The organism is Janthinobacterium sp. HH102, assembly GCF_001758625.2.
Classification (GTDB): domain Bacteria; phylum Pseudomonadota; class Gammaproteobacteria; order Burkholderiales; family Burkholderiaceae_D; genus Janthinobacterium.
The window spans coordinates 2,956,344-2,973,246 of sequence record NZ_CP062062.1 but is presented as its reverse complement, the minus strand read 5'-3'; the positions used below and the strand labels follow the sequence as shown (position 1 = coordinate 2,973,246).

At 63.9% G+C, this 16,903-nt stretch carries 18 protein-coding genes; 12 read left to right on the top strand and 6 right to left on the bottom strand.

The features are described 5' to 3' along the window. Nucleotides 1-27 precede the first annotated feature (27 nt). From flgG to JAB4_RS13595, 9 genes are all read left to right on the top strand, one after another. On the top strand, nucleotides 28-816 hold the full coding sequence (gene flgG / locus JAB4_RS13635) for a flagellar basal-body rod protein FlgG (RefSeq protein WP_170909686.1): 789 nt from the start codon (nucleotides 28-30) through the stop codon (nucleotides 814-816). An 11-nt stretch (nucleotides 817-827) separates the two neighbouring features. After that, on the top strand, nucleotides 828-1,490 hold the full coding sequence (flgH, locus tag JAB4_RS13630) for a flagellar basal body L-ring protein FlgH (RefSeq protein ID WP_070219892.1): 663 nt from the start codon (nucleotides 828-830) through the stop codon (nucleotides 1,488-1,490). Nucleotides 1,491-1,499: 9 nt separating this feature from the next. Next, nucleotides 1,500-2,612: a flagellar basal body P-ring protein FlgI gene (locus JAB4_RS13625; protein ID WP_070219890.1), complete on the top strand. Its 1,113-nt coding sequence runs from the start codon at nucleotides 1,500-1,502 to the stop codon at nucleotides 2,610-2,612. Beyond that, nucleotides 2,612-3,001 (top strand): rod-binding protein, encoded by a 390-nt coding sequence (locus JAB4_RS13620; protein ID WP_070219914.1) that lies wholly within the window; start codon nucleotides 2,612-2,614, stop codon nucleotides 2,999-3,001. Before JAB4_RS13625 ends, JAB4_RS13620 begins: the two co-directional genes overlap by 1 nt. An 81-nt stretch (nucleotides 3,002-3,082) precedes the next feature. Next, a complete protein-coding gene (gene flgK / locus JAB4_RS13615) occupies nucleotides 3,083-4,444 on the top strand; it encodes a flagellar hook-associated protein FlgK (protein WP_070219888.1) in 1,362 nt (453 codons plus the stop codon). A 10-nt stretch (nucleotides 4,445-4,454) separates the two neighbouring features. Beyond that, nucleotides 4,455-5,366 carry a flagellar hook-associated protein FlgL gene (flgL, locus tag JAB4_RS13610; RefSeq protein ID WP_070219886.1) on the top strand — a complete coding sequence of 304 codons (912 nt, stop codon included), beginning with the start codon at nucleotides 4,455-4,457 and terminating at the stop codon, nucleotides 5,364-5,366. Nucleotides 5,367-5,371: 5 nt separating this feature from the next. Next, nucleotides 5,372-6,415, top strand: a complete 1,044-nt coding sequence (locus tag JAB4_RS13605; RefSeq protein ID WP_070219884.1) for a hypothetical protein — start codon at nucleotides 5,372-5,374, stop codon at nucleotides 6,413-6,415. Nucleotides 6,416-6,585: 170 nt separating this feature from the next. Beyond that, nucleotides 6,586-7,554, top strand: a complete 969-nt coding sequence (locus tag JAB4_RS13600) for an IS1595 family transposase (RefSeq protein ID WP_070308439.1) — start codon at nucleotides 6,586-6,588, stop codon at nucleotides 7,552-7,554. 45 nt (nucleotides 7,555-7,599) lie between these two features. Next, nucleotides 7,600-8,700: a glycosyltransferase family 9 protein gene (locus JAB4_RS13595; RefSeq protein ID WP_070224841.1), complete on the top strand. Its 1,101-nt coding sequence runs from the start codon at nucleotides 7,600-7,602 to the stop codon at nucleotides 8,698-8,700. Here JAB4_RS13595 and JAB4_RS13590 read toward each other — a convergent pair. Together JAB4_RS13590 and JAB4_RS13585 are read right to left on the bottom strand one after the other, a co-directional pair. Then, a complete protein-coding gene (locus JAB4_RS13590) occupies nucleotides 8,685-10,859 on the bottom strand; it encodes an EAL domain-containing protein (RefSeq protein ID WP_343216283.1) in 2,175 nt (724 codons plus the stop codon). The two genes, JAB4_RS13595 and JAB4_RS13590, sit on opposite strands and share 16 nt — an antisense overlap. A 118-nt stretch (nucleotides 10,860-10,977) precedes the next feature. Beyond that, on the bottom strand, nucleotides 10,978-11,430 hold the full coding sequence (locus tag JAB4_RS13585) for a hypothetical protein (protein ID WP_070224840.1): 453 nt from the start codon (nucleotides 11,428-11,430) through the stop codon (nucleotides 10,978-10,980). 207 nt (nucleotides 11,431-11,637) lie between these two features. Here JAB4_RS13585 and JAB4_RS13580 point away from each other — a divergent pair, with 207 nt between their 5' ends. Next, a complete protein-coding gene (locus JAB4_RS13580; protein ID WP_070224839.1) occupies nucleotides 11,638-12,105 on the top strand; it encodes a PACE efflux transporter in 468 nt (155 codons plus the stop codon). On the opposite strand, the gene JAB4_RS13575 is transcribed toward JAB4_RS13580, so the two are convergent. Then, a complete protein-coding gene (locus JAB4_RS13575) occupies nucleotides 12,081-12,962 on the bottom strand; it encodes a LysR family transcriptional regulator (protein ID WP_070224838.1) in 882 nt (293 codons plus the stop codon). The two genes, JAB4_RS13580 and JAB4_RS13575, sit on opposite strands and share 25 nt — an antisense overlap. Before the next feature lie 68 nt (nucleotides 12,963-13,030). Here JAB4_RS13575 and JAB4_RS13570 point away from each other — a divergent pair, with 68 nt between their 5' ends. After that, nucleotides 13,031-13,234 (top strand): DUF3460 family protein, encoded by a 204-nt coding sequence (locus tag JAB4_RS13570; protein WP_070224837.1) that lies wholly within the window; start codon nucleotides 13,031-13,033, stop codon nucleotides 13,232-13,234. A gap of 125 nt (nucleotides 13,235-13,359) precedes the next feature. On the opposite strand, the gene JAB4_RS13565 is transcribed toward JAB4_RS13570, so the two are convergent. Both JAB4_RS13565 and JAB4_RS13560 read right to left on the bottom strand, forming a co-directional pair. Continuing rightward, nucleotides 13,360-14,076, bottom strand: coding sequence for a DUF882 domain-containing protein (locus tag JAB4_RS13565; protein ID WP_070224836.1), 717 nt, complete (start codon nucleotides 14,074-14,076; stop codon nucleotides 13,360-13,362). A 132-nt stretch (nucleotides 14,077-14,208) separates the two neighbouring features. Next, nucleotides 14,209-15,045: an EAL domain-containing protein gene (locus JAB4_RS13560; protein WP_070224835.1), complete on the bottom strand. Its 837-nt coding sequence runs from the start codon at nucleotides 15,043-15,045 to the stop codon at nucleotides 14,209-14,211. A 234-nt stretch (nucleotides 15,046-15,279) separates the two neighbouring features. Between JAB4_RS13560 and JAB4_RS13555 the strand changes: the two genes are divergently transcribed. Beyond that, a complete protein-coding gene (locus JAB4_RS13555; protein WP_071650300.1) occupies nucleotides 15,280-16,092 on the top strand; it encodes a class II glutamine amidotransferase in 813 nt (270 codons plus the stop codon). 77 nt (nucleotides 16,093-16,169) lie between these two features. Here JAB4_RS13555 and JAB4_RS13550 read toward each other — a convergent pair whose 3' ends face one another. After that, the gene (locus JAB4_RS13550) at nucleotides 16,170-16,700 is read right to left on the bottom strand and encodes a GNAT family N-acetyltransferase (RefSeq protein ID WP_070224833.1); all 531 of its coding nucleotides are present in this window, start codon (nucleotides 16,698-16,700) and stop codon (nucleotides 16,170-16,172) included. Between the last annotated feature and the right edge of the window lie 203 nt (nucleotides 16,701-16,903).

Here is a 16,903-nt window from a genome sequence, read left to right as displayed (position 1 = left end):
ACGCCAACCAATTACCAGGAGTAAATCATGAATCCAGCAATGTGGATCAGCAAGACCGGCGTGCAGGCACAAGACGCCAAGCTGCAAGCCATCGCGAACAACCTGGCCAACGTCAATACCGTTGGCTTCAAGCGCGACCGCGTCGTCTTTGAAGACCTGTTTTACCAGGTCGAGCAGCAGCCGGGCACGCAGCGCGCCGACAATACCCTGTCGCCATCGGGCGTGCAGCTGGGTAACGGTACGCACATGGTCGGCACGCAAAAGGTGTTTACCACCGGCAGCCTGCAAACGACGAGCCGCGAATTCGACGTCGCCATCACCGGCAACGGCTTCCTGCAAGTGCTGCGCCCGAACGGCGAAGCGGCCTACACGCGCGCCGGCCAGCTCGGCATCAATGAAAACGGCGTGATGGTCAACGCCCAGGGCTTGCCGCTGGTGCCGCAGATCACCGTGCCGAACAATGCGACGGCGATCACCATCGGTGAAAACGGCATGGTCACGGCCACCGTGCCGGGCAATGTCAACGGCACCCAGCTGGGCCAGCTGAACCTGACCAGCTTCGTCAACCCGACGGGCCTGCTGGCACTGGGCGAAAACCTGTTCCAGGAAACGGCATCGAGCGGCACGCCGACGGAAGGCCGTCCCGGCGAAGGCGCACTGGGCAAGCTGAAACAGTTCGCGCTGGAAGGCTCGAACGTGCAGGTGGTCGAAGAGATGGTCGACATGATCGCTGCCCAGCGCACCTATGAAATGAACACCAAGGTGCTGTCGGCCGCCGACAATATGCTGCAATACCTGGCGCAAGCGGCACGCTGATGAGAATCGCCATGAAAGCCACGGCAGCCATGCTGCTGGTGTTGATGGCCGGTTGCGCCAGCCAGCCGGCCGCGCCGGTGGCGCCCAGCTTTTCCGATACGCCGCTGCCCGTGGCGCCGCGCAGCGCTGCGCGCGGCGGCGTGGGCGGCGGCGTTTTCAATCCCGACGCGGGCCTGGACTTGATTTCGGACAGCCGCGCCTTCCGCGTCGGCGATGTCGTCACGGTGGCCCTGCAGGAAACCACGCAGGCGAGCAAGAAGGCCGGCACCTCGTTCAACAAAGGTTCGTCCGTCGGCGTGAATGCGGCCAACATCCTCGGCAAGACCTTACCCAAGACGGGCATCGACCTGTCGGCCGACCGCAACTTCGCCGGCGACTCGACCAGCACGCAGCAAAATGCGCTGTCCGGCGCCATCACCGTGATCGTGCAGGAAGTGCTGCCGAACGGCTTGCTGCGCGTGCAGGGCGAGAAAACGCTGACCCTGAACCAGGGCGAGGAATTCGTGCGCCTGCGCGGCTACCTGCGCGCGGCCGACATCGATTCGAACAACCAGGTCTCGTCCCTGCGCATCGCCAATGCACAGATCGCCTATTCCGGCCAGGGCACCCTGGCCGAAGCCAATACACCAGGCTGGCTGACGCGCTTCTTCGTCGGCCCATGGATGCCGTTTTAAGGTGAGCTCATGAAATTTCGTTCCGCCCTGCCCCTGGCAGCCATGCTGGCCGCGCTCTCCGGCTTTGCCCTGCCCGCCAGCGCCGCGCAAGTGCTGCGCAACCTGGTCAGTATCGAGGGCGTGCGCGACAACCCGCTGGTCGGCTACGGCCTCGTCGTGGGCCTGAACGGCAGCGGCGACACCACCCAGGTGAAGTTTTCCAGCCAGTCCGTGGTCAACATGCTCAAGCAATTCGGCGTGAAGATGCCCGACGGCGCCGAAGCAAAAAGCAAGAACGTCGCCACCGTCATGGTCAGTGCCGTGTTTCCCCCAGGATACCGCCGTGGCCAGGCCATCGATGTCACCGTGTCGTCCCTGGGCGATGCGAAGAGCTTGCGCGGCGGCACCTTGTTGCTGACGCAATTGCGCGCGGCCGACAATGAAACGTATGCGTTGGCACAAGGCAACGTCGTCGTCGGCGGCTTGAACGCCACCGGCAAGAGCGGCTCGTCCGTCACCGTCAACACGCCGACCTCAGGCCGCATTCCCAACGGCGCCAACATCGAACGCGAAATCCTCAGCGATTTCTCGACCAAGCCGACCGTCACCCTGAACTTGCGCCACCCGCATTTCGAGACGGCCATCAATATCGTCGAAGCCGTCAACCGCCGCTTTGGCGCCGTCGCCACCACGCGCGACGCCACCAGCGTGGAAGTACTGGCGCCGGAAAACCCGACCCAGCGCGTGGCCTTCATGGCCAAGCTCGAAGCGCTCTCCGTCGATGTCGGCGTCGATACGCCGAAAGTGGTCTTCAATTCGCGCACCGGCACCGTGGTCATCGCCGAAGGCTTGCGCGTCAAGGCGGCCGCCGTCACGCACGGCTCGCTCAAGGTCGTCATTTCCGAAAGTTCGGCCGTCAGCCAGCCGGCGCCGTTCGGCCGCGGCCAGACCACCGTTACGCCGCAGTCGAAAGTGTCCGTCGACCAGGGCAATGGCAATATGTTCAAATGGCCGGCCGGTGCCAAGCTGCAGTCGATTATCGACGTGGTCAACAGCCTGGGCGCCTCGCCCGATGACATCATGGCAATTCTGCAAGCCCTGGACCAAGCAGGGGCCATCGAAGGCGAACTGGTGGTCATATGATGAATATCAACGACAGCAGCGGCGCCCTGCCCTCGGCGCTCGACGACAAGACGCCCGCCGCGGCCACGCCTGCCGATCCCCGTTATGCGGCCAAGGCCACCGAGGCGGCCGTCAAGTTCGAAGCCTTCTTCATCTCGCACATGCTGCGCCAGATGCGTTCGGGCACGCGCGAGATGGCGGGCGAAGACAGCGTCTTCAAGGACCCGGTCAACAGCGACATGCTGGAAATGGCTGATAACCTGGTGGCCGACAAGATGGCCGGCCAGCGCGCCTTCGGCATCGCCGACGCCATTCTGCGCCAGCTGCTGCCGCCTGCCGGCGCCCCGGTGACAGCCCGTGGCGCTGTCAAGACCGACAATATTGCGGCGCCGCTTAATAAATCCGTCTGAAGCGTCGCCTGTACAAGGTAACAACGATTCAGTGCCTGCCCACCCGCACGCGCCACACTCTTCACGAAAGAAACTTGCCCAATGAGCATCATCAGCAATGCATTGTCAGGCAGCATCGCCGCCCAGGCCGCACTCAATGCGGCCAGCCAGAACATCGCCAACCTGCAAACGGCGGGCTACACGCGCCAGGGTGTGCTGCTGTCATCGCTTGGCGCCACCGCCGGCGTGCGTTCGGCCGGCAATGGCGTGGAAGTGTCCGCCTTGCTGCGTTTTGCCGATGCTTATAAGAGCCAGCAAATGTGGCGTGCCGCGTCCGACCAGGGCGCCCGCTCGCAGACCCAGCCTTACCTGACCCAGCTCGAGCGCGTGATGGGCGACGATGCGTCGAGCATCAGCAATGGCATCGACGGTTTCTTCAAGGCCCTGAACGCGGCCGCCGTCGACCCGACGTCGACGCCGCTGCGCCAGCAGATCGTCACTTCCGCCGATGCCATGGCGCAGCGCTTCAACAGCATCAGCACCGTCATGGGCAACCAATTGCTGTCGGTCCAGCAACAACGGGCAGCGATTGTGCCGCAAGCCAATACCACCCTGGCCAATATCGCCGCGTTGAACCAGCGTATCAGCACCTCCACGGCGTCGGGCACGAACGTGTCGTCGCTGATGGATGCGCGCGACCAGCTGATCGATGGCCTGGCCTCGCAAATGGGCATCGAGGTGCTCGACCAGCCGGACGGCTCGCGCAATGTCTCGCTGAAGTCGGGCCAGCCTCTGGTCATCGGCAGCCTGGCCGGCACCCTGAGCAGCACCATGACGAACACGGGCGACCAGACGCTGAGCCTCGATTTCGCCAAGTCCTCGTACACGCTCGATCTGGTCGCCATCGGCGGCCAGATGGGCGGCCTGGGCGAATTCGAAAAAAATACCCTGAAACCGCTGCAGCAGTCGCTGCAGGACATGGCCACCCAGTTGACCAGCAAGGTCAACGCGCAACTGGCGCTGGGAACAACCATGGCCGGCACGGCCGGCGGTCCCCTGCTGGCCTACGCGAATGGCAAGCTGAGCATTACCCCTGGCTTCAACGCCAAGGACCTGGCCCTGTCGCTGACGGGCCAGGCCGGCGACAGCGGCAACTTGCAGAAACTGATCGACATCAAGAATCAACCGATCAACGTCAGCTGGGTGGGTTCCGTCCTGATGAGCGACGCGGATACGCAGCTGGTCGGCAAGCTGGCGATCTACAGCCAGCAGAACCAGGCCTTGCTGAAAACGGCCAGCACGGTGCGCGCGCAAGCGATCGACGACTGGAAATCCACGAGCGGCGTGAACAAGGACGAAGAAGCGATGAACCTGGTCGAATTTCAGAATATGTACCAGGCAAACATGAAAGTCATTTCCGTGGCGAATACCTTGTTTGACGCCACTTTGCAAATGATGGGTTAAGGAGAAGATCATGCGTGTTGCCAGTAGCCAGTACCAATCGCTGATTAATATTTCTCTTCAGCAAAATCAAGAACGCATCAATTACCTGACCCAGCAGATGGCATCGGGCTTGCGCATCCAGCTGCCGTCGGATGACCCGATCGGCAACGTGCGCATTTCGCGCCTGACGCGCGAGCAAGCCATGGTCACCCAGTACCAGGACAATATCGCCACAGTCAAAGTGCGCCTGCTGAAAAACGAAAACTACCTGTCGAGCATGGTTACCGACATGGGCCAGGCGCGCGACCTGCTCGTGTGGGCGGCCGACGGCAGCAACGCCCCCGACGACCTGAATGCGATGACGCAATCGCTGGTCGCCATGCGAGACAGCGTGCTGTACACGGCCAACCTGAAGGACCAGGAAGGCCGCTACATGTTTTCCGGCACCGCCACCGACCAGCCGGCGATCAAGTACGACGCGACGGCGGCTGCCGGTTCGCGCTACAGCTACATCGGCAATACCGACACGCAGACCGTGGTGGTGGGCAATGGCGTGACGCAGGCGGCCAACGTCGACGTGAAGAATCTGGAAGTATGGCTCAACAAGATCGACCAGGTCATCACCACCCTCGGCACGCCGGGCGTCAGCCCGAATGACCCGGCCGTGCGGGCCGTGGTGGGCGCAGGCCTGAATGGCACGGACGACGGCATGGATCTGCTCTCGGGCAAGATCGCCATCTTCGGCGGCGCGCAGAACATTCTGTCCACCTTGTCCGGCAACCTGGCCAATGTCTCGCTGTCGAACGATTCGGCCCTGCTGGACCTGAAAAAGACCGACATGGGCGCGGCGGCCATCGAACTGACCGGCTACCAGACAGCCCTGCAGGCAACATACAAGGCATACGCCAAGGTTGGCACCATTTCCCTGTTTGATCTTCTCTGACCATCATGCAAATCGTTCAGACTCCCTCCTCTTCCGGCGTCAATGCCAAAGGCGCCGGCACAGCCCGCGTCGTCGATGACGCGTCCGCCGCCATCAACGGCAGCGCCAGCGCGCGCAGCGATGCGCCGGCGGCGAAGAGGTCGACGGCGAGCCTGCAACGCGGCCTGAGCAACTGGGATCACCAGCTGCAGGGGGAGATTTCCAACGCGCAGCAAACGCTCGACTACCTGGAACGCAGCAGCAGCCAGTTGCAAGCGCTGAAAAGCGAGCTGGCGGCCAAGCTGGCCGCGCGCCAGGGCCGCGAAGGGCAAGTCGAAGCGAGAGTACGCCAGTTCAGCAATACCTGGCGCCAGCGCGCCAGCGCCTCGGGCGGCACGCTCGACGCACAACTCAGCTATACCAGCCCGCGCGCGGCACAGCAAAACTTCAGCATCCGCGGCCTGACCATGGCCAGCCTGCAGGAAGGCCCGCAGGAAGTGCTGGCGTTTTCCGTCGGCGGCGCGAACCAGGCATTGCGCTCGGTCAATATCGAACCTGGCCTGAGCGCGAACGAAATCGTCTCGCGCTTCGACCGCGCCTTGATGCCATCGGGTATCGGCGTCAAACTGGGCGAGAATGGCGAACTGGTGTTCAGCACGTCGGAAGCGGCCTGGGCCAACGTGCGCGACAGCCTGTCCGTGCGCGGCAGCGGCATCCGCTATCCGACCGGCCAGATGAGCCGCGTGCGCACGGATGCGGAGCCGGCCGCCATCGCCCCGGAAGAATGGCATACCGGCGACGTGGAAGCCCTGCGCGCCACCTTGCAGCAAGTGGTGCAGGCGCTGGCGCAGTTGCAGGCGGCGCGCAGCTCCGTCAGTCTGGCCCTGGCGCAAGCGACGGGACGAGTTGCCCGCGCTCAACCGGTGCAGGTGCACGTCAGCATGGATACCCTGGCGGAAAACTTCACGCAAAAGGCCAGCGAGCCCGGCTATGAATCGCTGCTGGCGATCAGCTCGGCATTGGTCGGCATCAGCCGCGAGAGAGTCGTCGCCCTGCTGGGCCTCGAATAATCGCTCCCCGCGCGTGCGCCGCCCTGGCGCACGCGGCAATAATGGGGCACGCCCCCTAGCTCAGGACGGTGGAAATCCGTAGGCTCTGTCCCCGACAAATAGGGGAACTCAAGGAATCTTCCCCAGGCCCGGCTGTCTGACTGTGCATCGCAGACAAACGGGAGCCATCCATGCAGCCAGCCGAATGGAAAACCTTCATCACCCAGTTTGCCGCACTGAGCCGTCGCCAGCGTTTGGCGAGCACTGCTCTGCTGCGCGGGGCAGGATCGCAGAACGCCGCCGTGGCACTGATCGAAAGCGTGGCCCGGCAGCGGTTACACTGTCCCGCCTGCAACAGCAGCCATGCGCACCGGCACGGTCATGCGCACGGACTGCAGCGCTACCGCTGCGTGCCGTGCGGGCGCACCTTCAATGCGCTCACCGGCACGCCGCTGGCGCGCTTGCGCCACAAGACCTTGTGGCTCGACTACGCCGATTGCCTGCTCGAATCGGCTTCCGTGCGCAAGGCGGCAAGCCAGCTGGGCGTGCACCGCAACACCGCCTTTCGCTGGCGCCACCGGTTTTTAAGCCTGGCCAAGACGGACCGGCCCCATTGCCTGCATGGCATCGCCGAAGCGGATGAGCTGTATGTGCTGGAATCGGAAAAGGGATCGCGGCATCTGACCCGTCCGGCGCGCCGCCGTGGCAGCCATGCCCACAAGCGCGGCATTTCCAATGAGCAGGTCTGCATCCTGGTGGCGCGCGACCGCACGGGACAAACCCGCGATTTCGTCGCGGGAAAAGGGGCGCTGACCAAGGCGCAGCTGCATGCTTGCCTGCCACCGGTGATCGACAAGGACATCTTGCTGGTCACCGACGGCCACGCTGCCTATCGCGCCTTTGCCAAGGAAGCGGGGATCAGCCACCAGGCCGTCAATGTGCGCGCCGGCATCCGCGTGCAGGGCGCTGCCCACGTGCAGAACGTCAACGCGTATCACAGCCGCTTGCGCGGCTGGCTGCGCATCTTCCAGGGGGTGGCCAGCCGTTATCTGCCGAATTACCTGGGGTGGCGCTGGATACTGGACGCCGGGCGCATCCGCTCCCCGGAAACATTATTGAAGGCAACATTGGGCGAGTTCCCACATTTGACGGTGACATAGCCAATCCGTAAGATGCTGCTGTCGCCATCTACTTCCGGAGTTTCCTTGATAAAAACCGCCGCCCGGCTGATCAGCTATGCCCTGCTGGGCAAATCCGGCAAGCAGCCCCTCGATATCGCCAAGGTGCGCAAGGTACTGATTTTGCGCAACGACAAGATCGGCGACATGATCGTCACCTCGGCCCTGCTGCGCGAGCTGAAGAAAAACTATCCGCATTGGCAGATCGACGTGGCCGCCAGCAGCGCCAACCGCGATGTCATCGCCGACAACCCGCATGTGAACGAAATCCTGATCTGGGACAAGCAGCCGCTGCTGCGCGACTTGCGCAGCACCATCGCCGAGCTGCGCCGGCGCCGCTACGACGTCATCTTCAATCCCTACAACCGCTTTTCGATTCCCTTGCTGCTGCGTATCAAATGGCTCGGTGCGCGCTATCTGACGGGCTTTGCCATTCCCAAGTACGGCACCTCGACGGCAAAGCTGGGCATGTTCGACCATACCGTGCCCTGCGACCGCAGCCGCCACATCCTGCACAGCTTTTTCGCCACCTTCGAACAATTTGGCTTGCGCGACATCGATACGCGCTATGAACTGTTCGGCGTGGATGCGCACGCGGCCCGGGTCGACGCCGCCTGCGACACCTTGCTGCGTACACATGAAGGCTTGTTCTGCCTCAATTTCCAGGGCAGCAATGCGCAGCGCACGGTCAGCGTGGCCGACGCCCAGCGCTGCTGCGCGGCCCTGGCGGCACGCTATCCGCGCCATGCGCTGCTGGTAATCGCCGCGCCGGGCACCGAGGCGCGCGCCGCCGAAATCGTGCGCGGCGCCGGCCATGCCAACGTGATGAGCGCGCCACCCACGGGCCACATCCTGGAGCTGGCGGCCCTGATCCGCCGCTGCGAACTGGTGCTGTCGCCCGACACGTCGGTGATCCACATCGCCTCGGCATACGACAAGAAAATCGTCGGCTACTACATACGCACCGACAACTACCGCTGGTTCTATCCGGCCAGCCGCCATTACCGCGTCATCCTGGCGCCGGGCCTGACGCTGGCCTCGGTCAGCGCCGCCGAGACGCTGGCCGCCGTGGAAGAGCTGATGGAAGGCGGCGGACAGGCGCAGGAAACGCTTCAGGCCGCCGGCTGAGACGCCAGCAGGCGGTCCATCTGTCCCGCCGGCAACGCGCGCGAAAAAAAGTACCCTTGCGCATAGTCGCACCCGGCGGCGCGCAGCAGGTCGCGCTGCGACGCCGTCTCCACGCCTTCGGCCACGACTTTCAGCCCCAGCCGCTGCGCCAGCGCGATGATCGCCTCGCACAGGCCCTGCCCGTCGCCATCGCGCCCCAGCTCGCCAACCAGGGAACGGCCGATCTTGAGAAAATCGATGTCGGCCTTCTTGATGCACGCGAGCGACACCTGGCCGCTGCCGAAATCATCGAGCGCCAGGGCCAGGCCCATGGCGCGGAACTGGCGCAGCCGGTCGACCACCTGGCGCCCCTCGTCGAGCAGCACCGCTTCCCTCGTCTCGATGACGATGGCGCCCGGCGCCAGCCCCTGGCGCGCCAGATGCCCGCCCCAGTCCTGGTACAGCGCGGCGTCGCAGCGAAATTCCATGGCCGACTTGTTGATGCTGATCTGGAACGGAGCGCCATGCTCGTCCTGCCACTTGCGCGCCTGGCGCACGACCTGGCGAAACACCCACTCGCCGATATCGATGATCAGACCGTTCGCCTCGGCAAAGGCGATGAAATCGGCAGGCACCAGCAAGCCGCGCAGCGGATGTCGCCAGCGCAACAGCGCCTCGGCCCGCTCGATGGCGCCATCGCGCAGGCGGATGATGGGCTGGTAATGCACTTCGAACTGGTCCTGCGCCAGCGCCAGGCGCATCTCGCGCACCGTGCTGCGGCGTAATTCGGCCGCCTGCTGCAAGGCCGGCGTGAAATAGCTGTAGCCGTTGCGCCCCGCACTCTTGGCCGCATACATGGCCTGGTCCGCATGCCGCAGCAAGGTGTCCGGCGCCTCGGCGTCGGCCGGATACAGGGCCACGCCCACGCTGGCCGACACTTGCGCCGTGTCGCCGTCGAGCATGAACGGCAGGGCCAGCGCGGCCGTCAGCTCCTGCAGCACGCGCTCGATGCCGCCCAGCTGCCCCACGCCGGCCAGGATGACGGTGAATTCGTCGCCGCCCAGGCGTGCCACCGTATCGGTGGCGCGCACGCGCTCGCTGATGCGGTGCGCCGCCTGGCGCAGCAGCATGTCGCCCTTCTCGTGACCGAGGCGGTCATTCACCTGCTTGAAATGGTCGAGGTCGATGAACAGCAGGGCCAGGCAAGCGCCTTCGCGTTTGGCATGGGCCGCCTCGTGCTGCAAGCGGTCGAGAAACATGTGGCGGTTCGGCAAGCCTGTCAGCTGGTCGAAATTGGCTTGCCGCCAGATGCGCTCGGACGCCGCGCGCTGCGCCGTGATGTCGCTGACCAGCGCCAGCGCGCCCAGGTAGGTGCCGGCGGAGTCGAAGATGGGATTGGTGGCCAGGGTGGCCCACAGGGTGCTGCCGTCACGCCGCAGGAACTTGAATTCGTGGCGCTCGACGATGCCGTCCTGCCGCCGCGCAATATTGCGCTCCAGGATGGCGCGCCCCTCCTCATCCATGAAGGCGGCCAGCGGCTGGCCCAGCATATCCTCGATCTGGCAATCGAGCATCTGCGCCATCTTCGGATTGACAAAGCTCGTCAGCGCCTGCGCATCGATTTCCCAGATGCCCTCCTCGGCGCTGTGCACGATGCGCCGGAAACGCTCTTCGCTGCGTTCGAGCGCGGCCAGCTTGCCTTCGGCCTGCTCCAGCACCAGGCGCAGCGCCTGGCCGTTCGGATCGGCGCTGCCCAGCAGGCTGACGGGCAAGCCGGCCTCGCGCGTGCCGGGACGCGGCGGCGGCAGCTGTACCTGCAGCTGGATGCGCTCGGGTTCACTGCTGTTGAGCACGCGCTGCACGAACTGGTCGTAATCGTGGCGGAACGCCTCGTGGACAAAGGAACGGAACAGCACGTGGCCGGGATGTCCGCGCGCCAGGCCGAACAGTTCGGCCGCCACCAGGTTGACCTGCAGGATCACGCCATCGAGACCGAGCACGAAATAGGCGACGGGCGCCAGCAGGTATAAATCGTTGAAATAAGCTTGTTCGCGTTCGGCCTTCATCCGTTCCGGACTGAAGACGCCATCGTCAAGCAGGGGCGCGACATGGCGCGGCACGCCGTCGCGGCCGAGCGGGGAGGAATCCAGAGCAGGTACCGCTTGCGGTGCTGTATCCATGGCTGTCCTTTGCACGGCCGCCTTGGCAAACAGGTGGGTGCAGTAGCGAGACTAGCACGCGTCACGCGCAGTGTCGAGCCATGCCTGCCGCAGATAACGTTTCCGCAACAAGGCCGATTCAGCGACCCATGCGGTGCCGGCGCAAGCCGAAATCATGGCCCACCACCAGCAAGGTGCTGGCCACCAGGCTCGATAGCCCCACGATCAGCTGGATCAGCTTATCGTCAGGCAATATCCACAAGGACGAAACGGGCGTCTCGCAGCCCGTGGCGGCGCTGATCAGGGGAGTCACCCACGCCGCGTCCGGCGTCACGTCGAGCACGACGGCGCCGTCGGCGCTCGTCTGCATATAGATGTCGCCCCCTTCGGCCAGGGTAAAGCAGATGCCCACGCCCGTTTCCGTGGCGCGGATATTGTCCTGCATGCTGCGATTATGTTCCTCGATCCACACTTCCACGTCATATGGCGTTTCCAGGTGCTCCCACGGACGGGGGCGGAAACGGGGACGTTCGTCCGCGCTGGCGGGGGAATCCGGGATATCGGGAATGTTGCTGTCTGCTGCGCCTTGCATGCTCGTTGACCTTTTCTGCGGTGATGTACTGCGGTGATGTGCTGCCGTGATGCAGGGGAGCGTTTGCCCGCCAGCCGCCATTATCCCTCGTTCGCGGCAAGCATGGTAATTCCACGCCACATCCATCAGAAAAACTGATAGCCATCAACTTTTAGCATCAGCATGGCTGACTTAAAATACGCGCCATCTCTTCTTTACAGGTTTTACATGCAAGGCATCAAACGCAAAATCGTCTACGTCACCGCCTTTGAAATCATCGGCATGGCCATTTCCACGGCCTGGCTGACCCTGCTTTCAGGCGAGTCGCCCACCAGCACGGGCCCGCTGGCCATCATGATCACCACCATCGCCGTGATCTGGAACCTGCTCTACAACACGGCGTTCGAATACTGGGAAATCCGGCAAGTATCGCGCACGCGCACCGTCTGGCGCCGTATCCTGCATGCGATCGGCTTCCAGATCACACTTGTCATCTACCTGATCCCGCTGATCGCCTGGTGGCTCGATATCAGCCTGTGGCAAGCGTTCGTGCTGGACTTCGCGCTGATGCTGATCATCCCCTGCTACAGCTTCATCTTCAATTACTTCTTCGACGGCCTGTTCGGCGTGCCCCTGTCGGCGCAGCAGCCGAAGGAGGAGCCCAATGATGCTCAGGCCGCTTCGCTGAGCAACTGAAGAAAGGACCGCGCCGCCATGCCCAGCGGCCGGTCCTTCATCCACACGAGGTGGATGGGCACGACCAGGCCATTGCCCGTATTCTTGAACGCCACGCAGCGCACCCGCCCCGCCGCCAGTGATTCCTTGATGGCCGAGGCGGCAAAGTTACCCCAGCCGAGTCCCGCCTCCACCATCGCCAGCGCCATCGGCAAACTGTCGGTGCGCCAGTAGGACAGCCCCACCACGGGGCGCGCATCGGCCAGGTCGAGTTCGCGGCTGGCCACGATAATCTGGCGCAAATTCACCAATTCCTCGATATACAGGGGCCGGCCCGCCACGTCGGGTGGATGCTGGGTAGAAATAATCGCCAGCAAGGCATCACTGCCCACCAGCTGGAACTGTTCCTCGTGGTTGATGCGCCCGCCGGCAAAGGCCATGCACGCGCTGATGCGGCCCCGGTGCAGCATGTCGAGCACATCGTCCTGCGGCGCCGTCAGCACTTCGATGTCGAGCAGCGGATGGCGCTGCGACAGCGCGCGCACGGCGGCGAGAAAAGGCGCATGGTCGAGTTCGGCCGCGATACCGAGCGAAATGCGGCTTTCCAGTCCCTGCGACAATTCCTGCACATGCAGGTGCAACTGCTTCAGCTGCTCGGCGATCAGGCGCGCGTGGGGCAGCAGCGCCATCGCGGCCGGCGTGGGCACGGCTTCGCGCGCGCCCCGGTCGAACAGGGCGATACCCAGTTCCGCCTCGATGTTGGCCATCGCCATGCTGACGGCCGACGGCGCCCTGCGCAAGGCGCGCGCGGCGGCCGAGAACGAGCCGCCGTCGACGACGGCCAGGAACAGTTCGATGTTATGGCTGGAGAGTTTCATGGAAGAGAGCGCGGCACTTTTGCGTGCGCCAGAGGTCAAAAGCCAGGCCAGGCAAGAAAGGAGCAGCCATGCCGCATCGACTTCCCTACCGCCGCAGCGGTTACGTATCGGACTTTACCCGTTTCATCGACGGCTATCTGCAGGCGCACCCGGAGGTGCGGGCCAGCCAGCGCCTGGGCTGGCGCATTTTCTGGGAGCGCCCCGTAAATTTCGACGAATGGCGGCGCGCCGGCACCGATAGCGTGCCGGAGCCGCCGTATCACTATGACTGATCAAACAAACGCCTGACAAAACCGTAGCCGAGCGACAGTGATTTGTGGTCGAGACGCGCAGCCGTACCAAGGTACGGTGAGCATCACAGGCCGCAAAGCGCGCCAAGCGAGGTTTGGTCAGGTGTTTAACCTTTCCAGACGCGCTGCAATCCCGTATCCGCATGGATCCAGCCGCCACGGGGGCCGGAGCGGTAATAGAAGCCCACGCCGCCCTGCTTGAAGCTGCGCACGAGCGAACCGAGCACTTCCGCGTTCAGATTCGCCACGCGGATGTCGGCGGCGCGGCCCGAGATGTGCAGCGACTGGCGCGCGGCCGGCACGCCCGCTTCGCGCAGCTTGCCGTTCGATTCGGCCGTGCGGTAGCCCGACAGGATTTCCAGCGGCTGCTCGATGCCGTAACGGGCCACGAACGCTTGCGTGCCCCACAGGGTTTCCAGCAGTTTCGGGTCGATGGGCGCCGTCTTCTTGCCGTTCACGTCGCGCAGCAAGTGGCACAGTTCCTGGTAGGCCGAATCGATGACTTCGCCATCTTTCCAGTACAGCAGTTTCGCCTTTTCATTGCTGGCCGGGCGCACCACTTCCAGGGTGCGGGGCTTGAGCCAGAATTCCAGGTCCAGCGCCTGCGCATCGAAGATGTCGGGAGGCGGTTCCATCTCCGTGATGGCCTGGCGCGACTGCGAGGTGATCGAGCGGTCGACGCTGGCCAGCTGCGTCGGCTGGGGCGGCACGCCCGTGCGCGGCGCACGCGGCTTGGCGCTGGCCGAAGCCGAGGCGGGAGCGGCCGTGCGCGAGGCGCAGCCGATGAGTGGGGTGGCTACCAGGCCCAGCGCGGCCAGGCCCATACCGTGATGTAGAAAATTTCTGCGCGATGCCATAGTCAGTCCAATGTAACGATGGGAATACTATAGCGTATTGTGCTGCGAAGAAAAACCCTCAATGCCTATCGTGCCGCCCTCATTTCAGGATTCGGCATCTTACCCGGCGGCCGCACTGGCCGCGACGTCGCGGTTTGCCAGCGCCAGCGCCGTCAGGGGCTTGTCCAATAAATAGCCCTGGGCCACGATGGGCAAGCCCGTGATGGCGGCCACGCGCTGCAGCGCGGCCAGCGCCGCCGGCGTGTCGAGGCGCTTGAAAATGACGCGGATCTTCGCCGCATGGCACACGGTGACGAAGCTGGCGACGGCCTGCTCGTCGCTGAGGTTGCCCGCGTCGAGCTTGAACGCATGCGGGTGCAAGCGCTCCAGCATGCCCGTTGCCTCGTGCACGCTGGCCACGTTGATGGCCAGGCGGAAACCGTTGCGCCGGTAATTGTCGGCCACGTAGTTGAGCAGCCAGCCCTGGTTCGGCGTCACCGTCGGCAATTGCAGCACGATGCGCTCGATGGGCAAGCCCAGCGCGTCGAGGATGCGCTGGAAGGCGTGGCCATGGTTGCTGCTGACAGCGCTCAGCAAGCGGTCGTGCACGTTCAGGTACAGGTCCGACTGCTCCGCTTCGCTCTGGCGAAAGAAATTAATGGCGTGCAGCATGCGGCACAGCCGGTCCAGCTCCACGGATTCGTCGTCGCTGGCCGCGTGGTCGAGCAAGCGCCACAGCGACAAGCCCTCGTCCGCCTTCGACACGCTGCGCGCCAGTCCCTCGAACGCCACCAGCTTGCCGCTGTCGAGTTCGCGCAGCGGCTGGAAGGCGCTGGTCATGGTGCAATTGAAGAAGCGCCCCAGCGCCCTGCCTTCGCCGTCGAGCCAGACGCTGGTGCCGGCCTGGGTTTGGTGCGACAGGCGGGCCAGGTAGTTCTTCAGGACGGGAAATGGCATACGTGCTCCTTCATCGGACTGCGCCGGCGTCCCGCATGGGGACGACGGCGCCAAAGTGTGCAGAGTAAGGCCGCGCCAAGCAAAGGAGAACGAATGGTTTCGCCATTTGATATGCGCGCAGCAAATATGGACGACGCAACGGACGGCGCATATCGATAGTCGGAAACATTCGTTCCAGCGCCCTGCCCCGGCCTTTACTGTGGGCGTGTACCGATACCACCAGGAAGGGCCGCCATGTGCCAGTTACTCGCAATGAACAGCAGCAAGCCGGCCGCGCTGGGATTTTCCTTTGCCGGCTTTGCCGAGCGGGGCGGCCGCACGGACGAGCACCGCGACGGCTGGGGCATCGCCTATCATTCCGGTAGCGGCTGCACCTTGCTGACCGATCACCTGGCCGCCATCGATTCGCCGCTGGCCGCCCAGGTGCAGCAACATCCCGTGAAGGCGAAAAACATCGTCGCGCACATCCGCAAGGCCACGCAGGGCCGCATCGCGCCGGAAAACACCCACCCGTTCGCCCGCGAACTGTGGGGCAAGACCTGGTCCTTCGCCCACAACGGCGATCTCAAAACGTGGCGCGCGCCCGCCAATGCCCACTACCAGGCCAGCGGCGACACGGACAGCGAACAGGCGTTCTGCCACCTGCTGGCCCGCTTGCGCACACAGTTTCCCGCCGGTGAGCCCGCGCGCGCCGCCCTGCGCGCCGCCATCGCCGAGGTCGCCAAGGACATCGCCGCGCACGGCACCTTCAATTTCATCCTGTCGGACGGCGAACTGCTGTTTGCCCACTGTTCCACGCATCTGCACTATGTGATCCGCGAATACCCGTTTTCCGTGGCGCAACTGATCGACTGCGAGCGCAGCATCGATTTTCGCCAGCACAACCACCTGGACGACCGCATCGCCGTCATCGCCACGCATCCGCTGACGCAAAACGAGGACTGGCTGGCGTTCGCGCCCGGCGAACTGAAACTGTTTGCCGGCGGCACCTTGCTGCCCGCAAACGATGCAGCGCCGCAAGGCGTGTATATCCAGATCAGTTACTGAAGGGAAACTAAAGGGAAAGATTCAAAGGGAGGGAAAGGCCCGCCGCCGGATGGGCGGGCTGAAATGCTGGCGGGCCGTCAGGCCGAATTGCAGTTGCAGAAGCGCTTGCGCTTGGGGTCGCCGCTGGCGATGCCTGCCGGGTCAATCTGTTTCCAGCAAAAAATCGTTTCCACGCCATACGGCGAACGCACATTGCCCGCCTCGATGTAGCCCTGCTTGACGAAAAAGGCCTGGCTGCTGGCCGTGCTGTGCAGTTGCAGGGCCTTGATGCCCCACTCGCGCGCCTGCGCTTCCAGCTGCTCCACCAGCGCCTTGCCGGCGCCGCGGCCCTGTGCCTCGGGCAGCAGATAGCACAGGGCCAGCTTGCCGGCGCGCGTCAGCAAGCCGACGCCGACGACGGCGCCCTGATCGACTGCGACCAGCGAGAAATTGGTGGGCGACGCAAACCAGCACGCCACCATCTGCGGTGTTTTATTGCCCAGCCAGGCTTCCAGAATGGCCGGATCGTCCCGATGATCGAGGCTGCAGCATTCGACGATGGAGCGTCGTAATACGTTGCACGCCTCGAAAGCGTCGGTCGATGTTGCAATACGAATTTCAAGACTCATGTACGCTCACAAAATATTCCAGTTGCCGATGCAGACGGTTTTACCCCTGTATCGTGCGATTCGACTATACACCAAGCGGCGCAATCGGGTTTTTTGCCGCACGCCACGCGCTGGTTTTGCCTATGGCACCATGCCTGCAGACTAAGTGCTGATGCGCGCCTTGCCCACGAATGTTTCCAAAAATCGATATCTGTTTTTTAGCG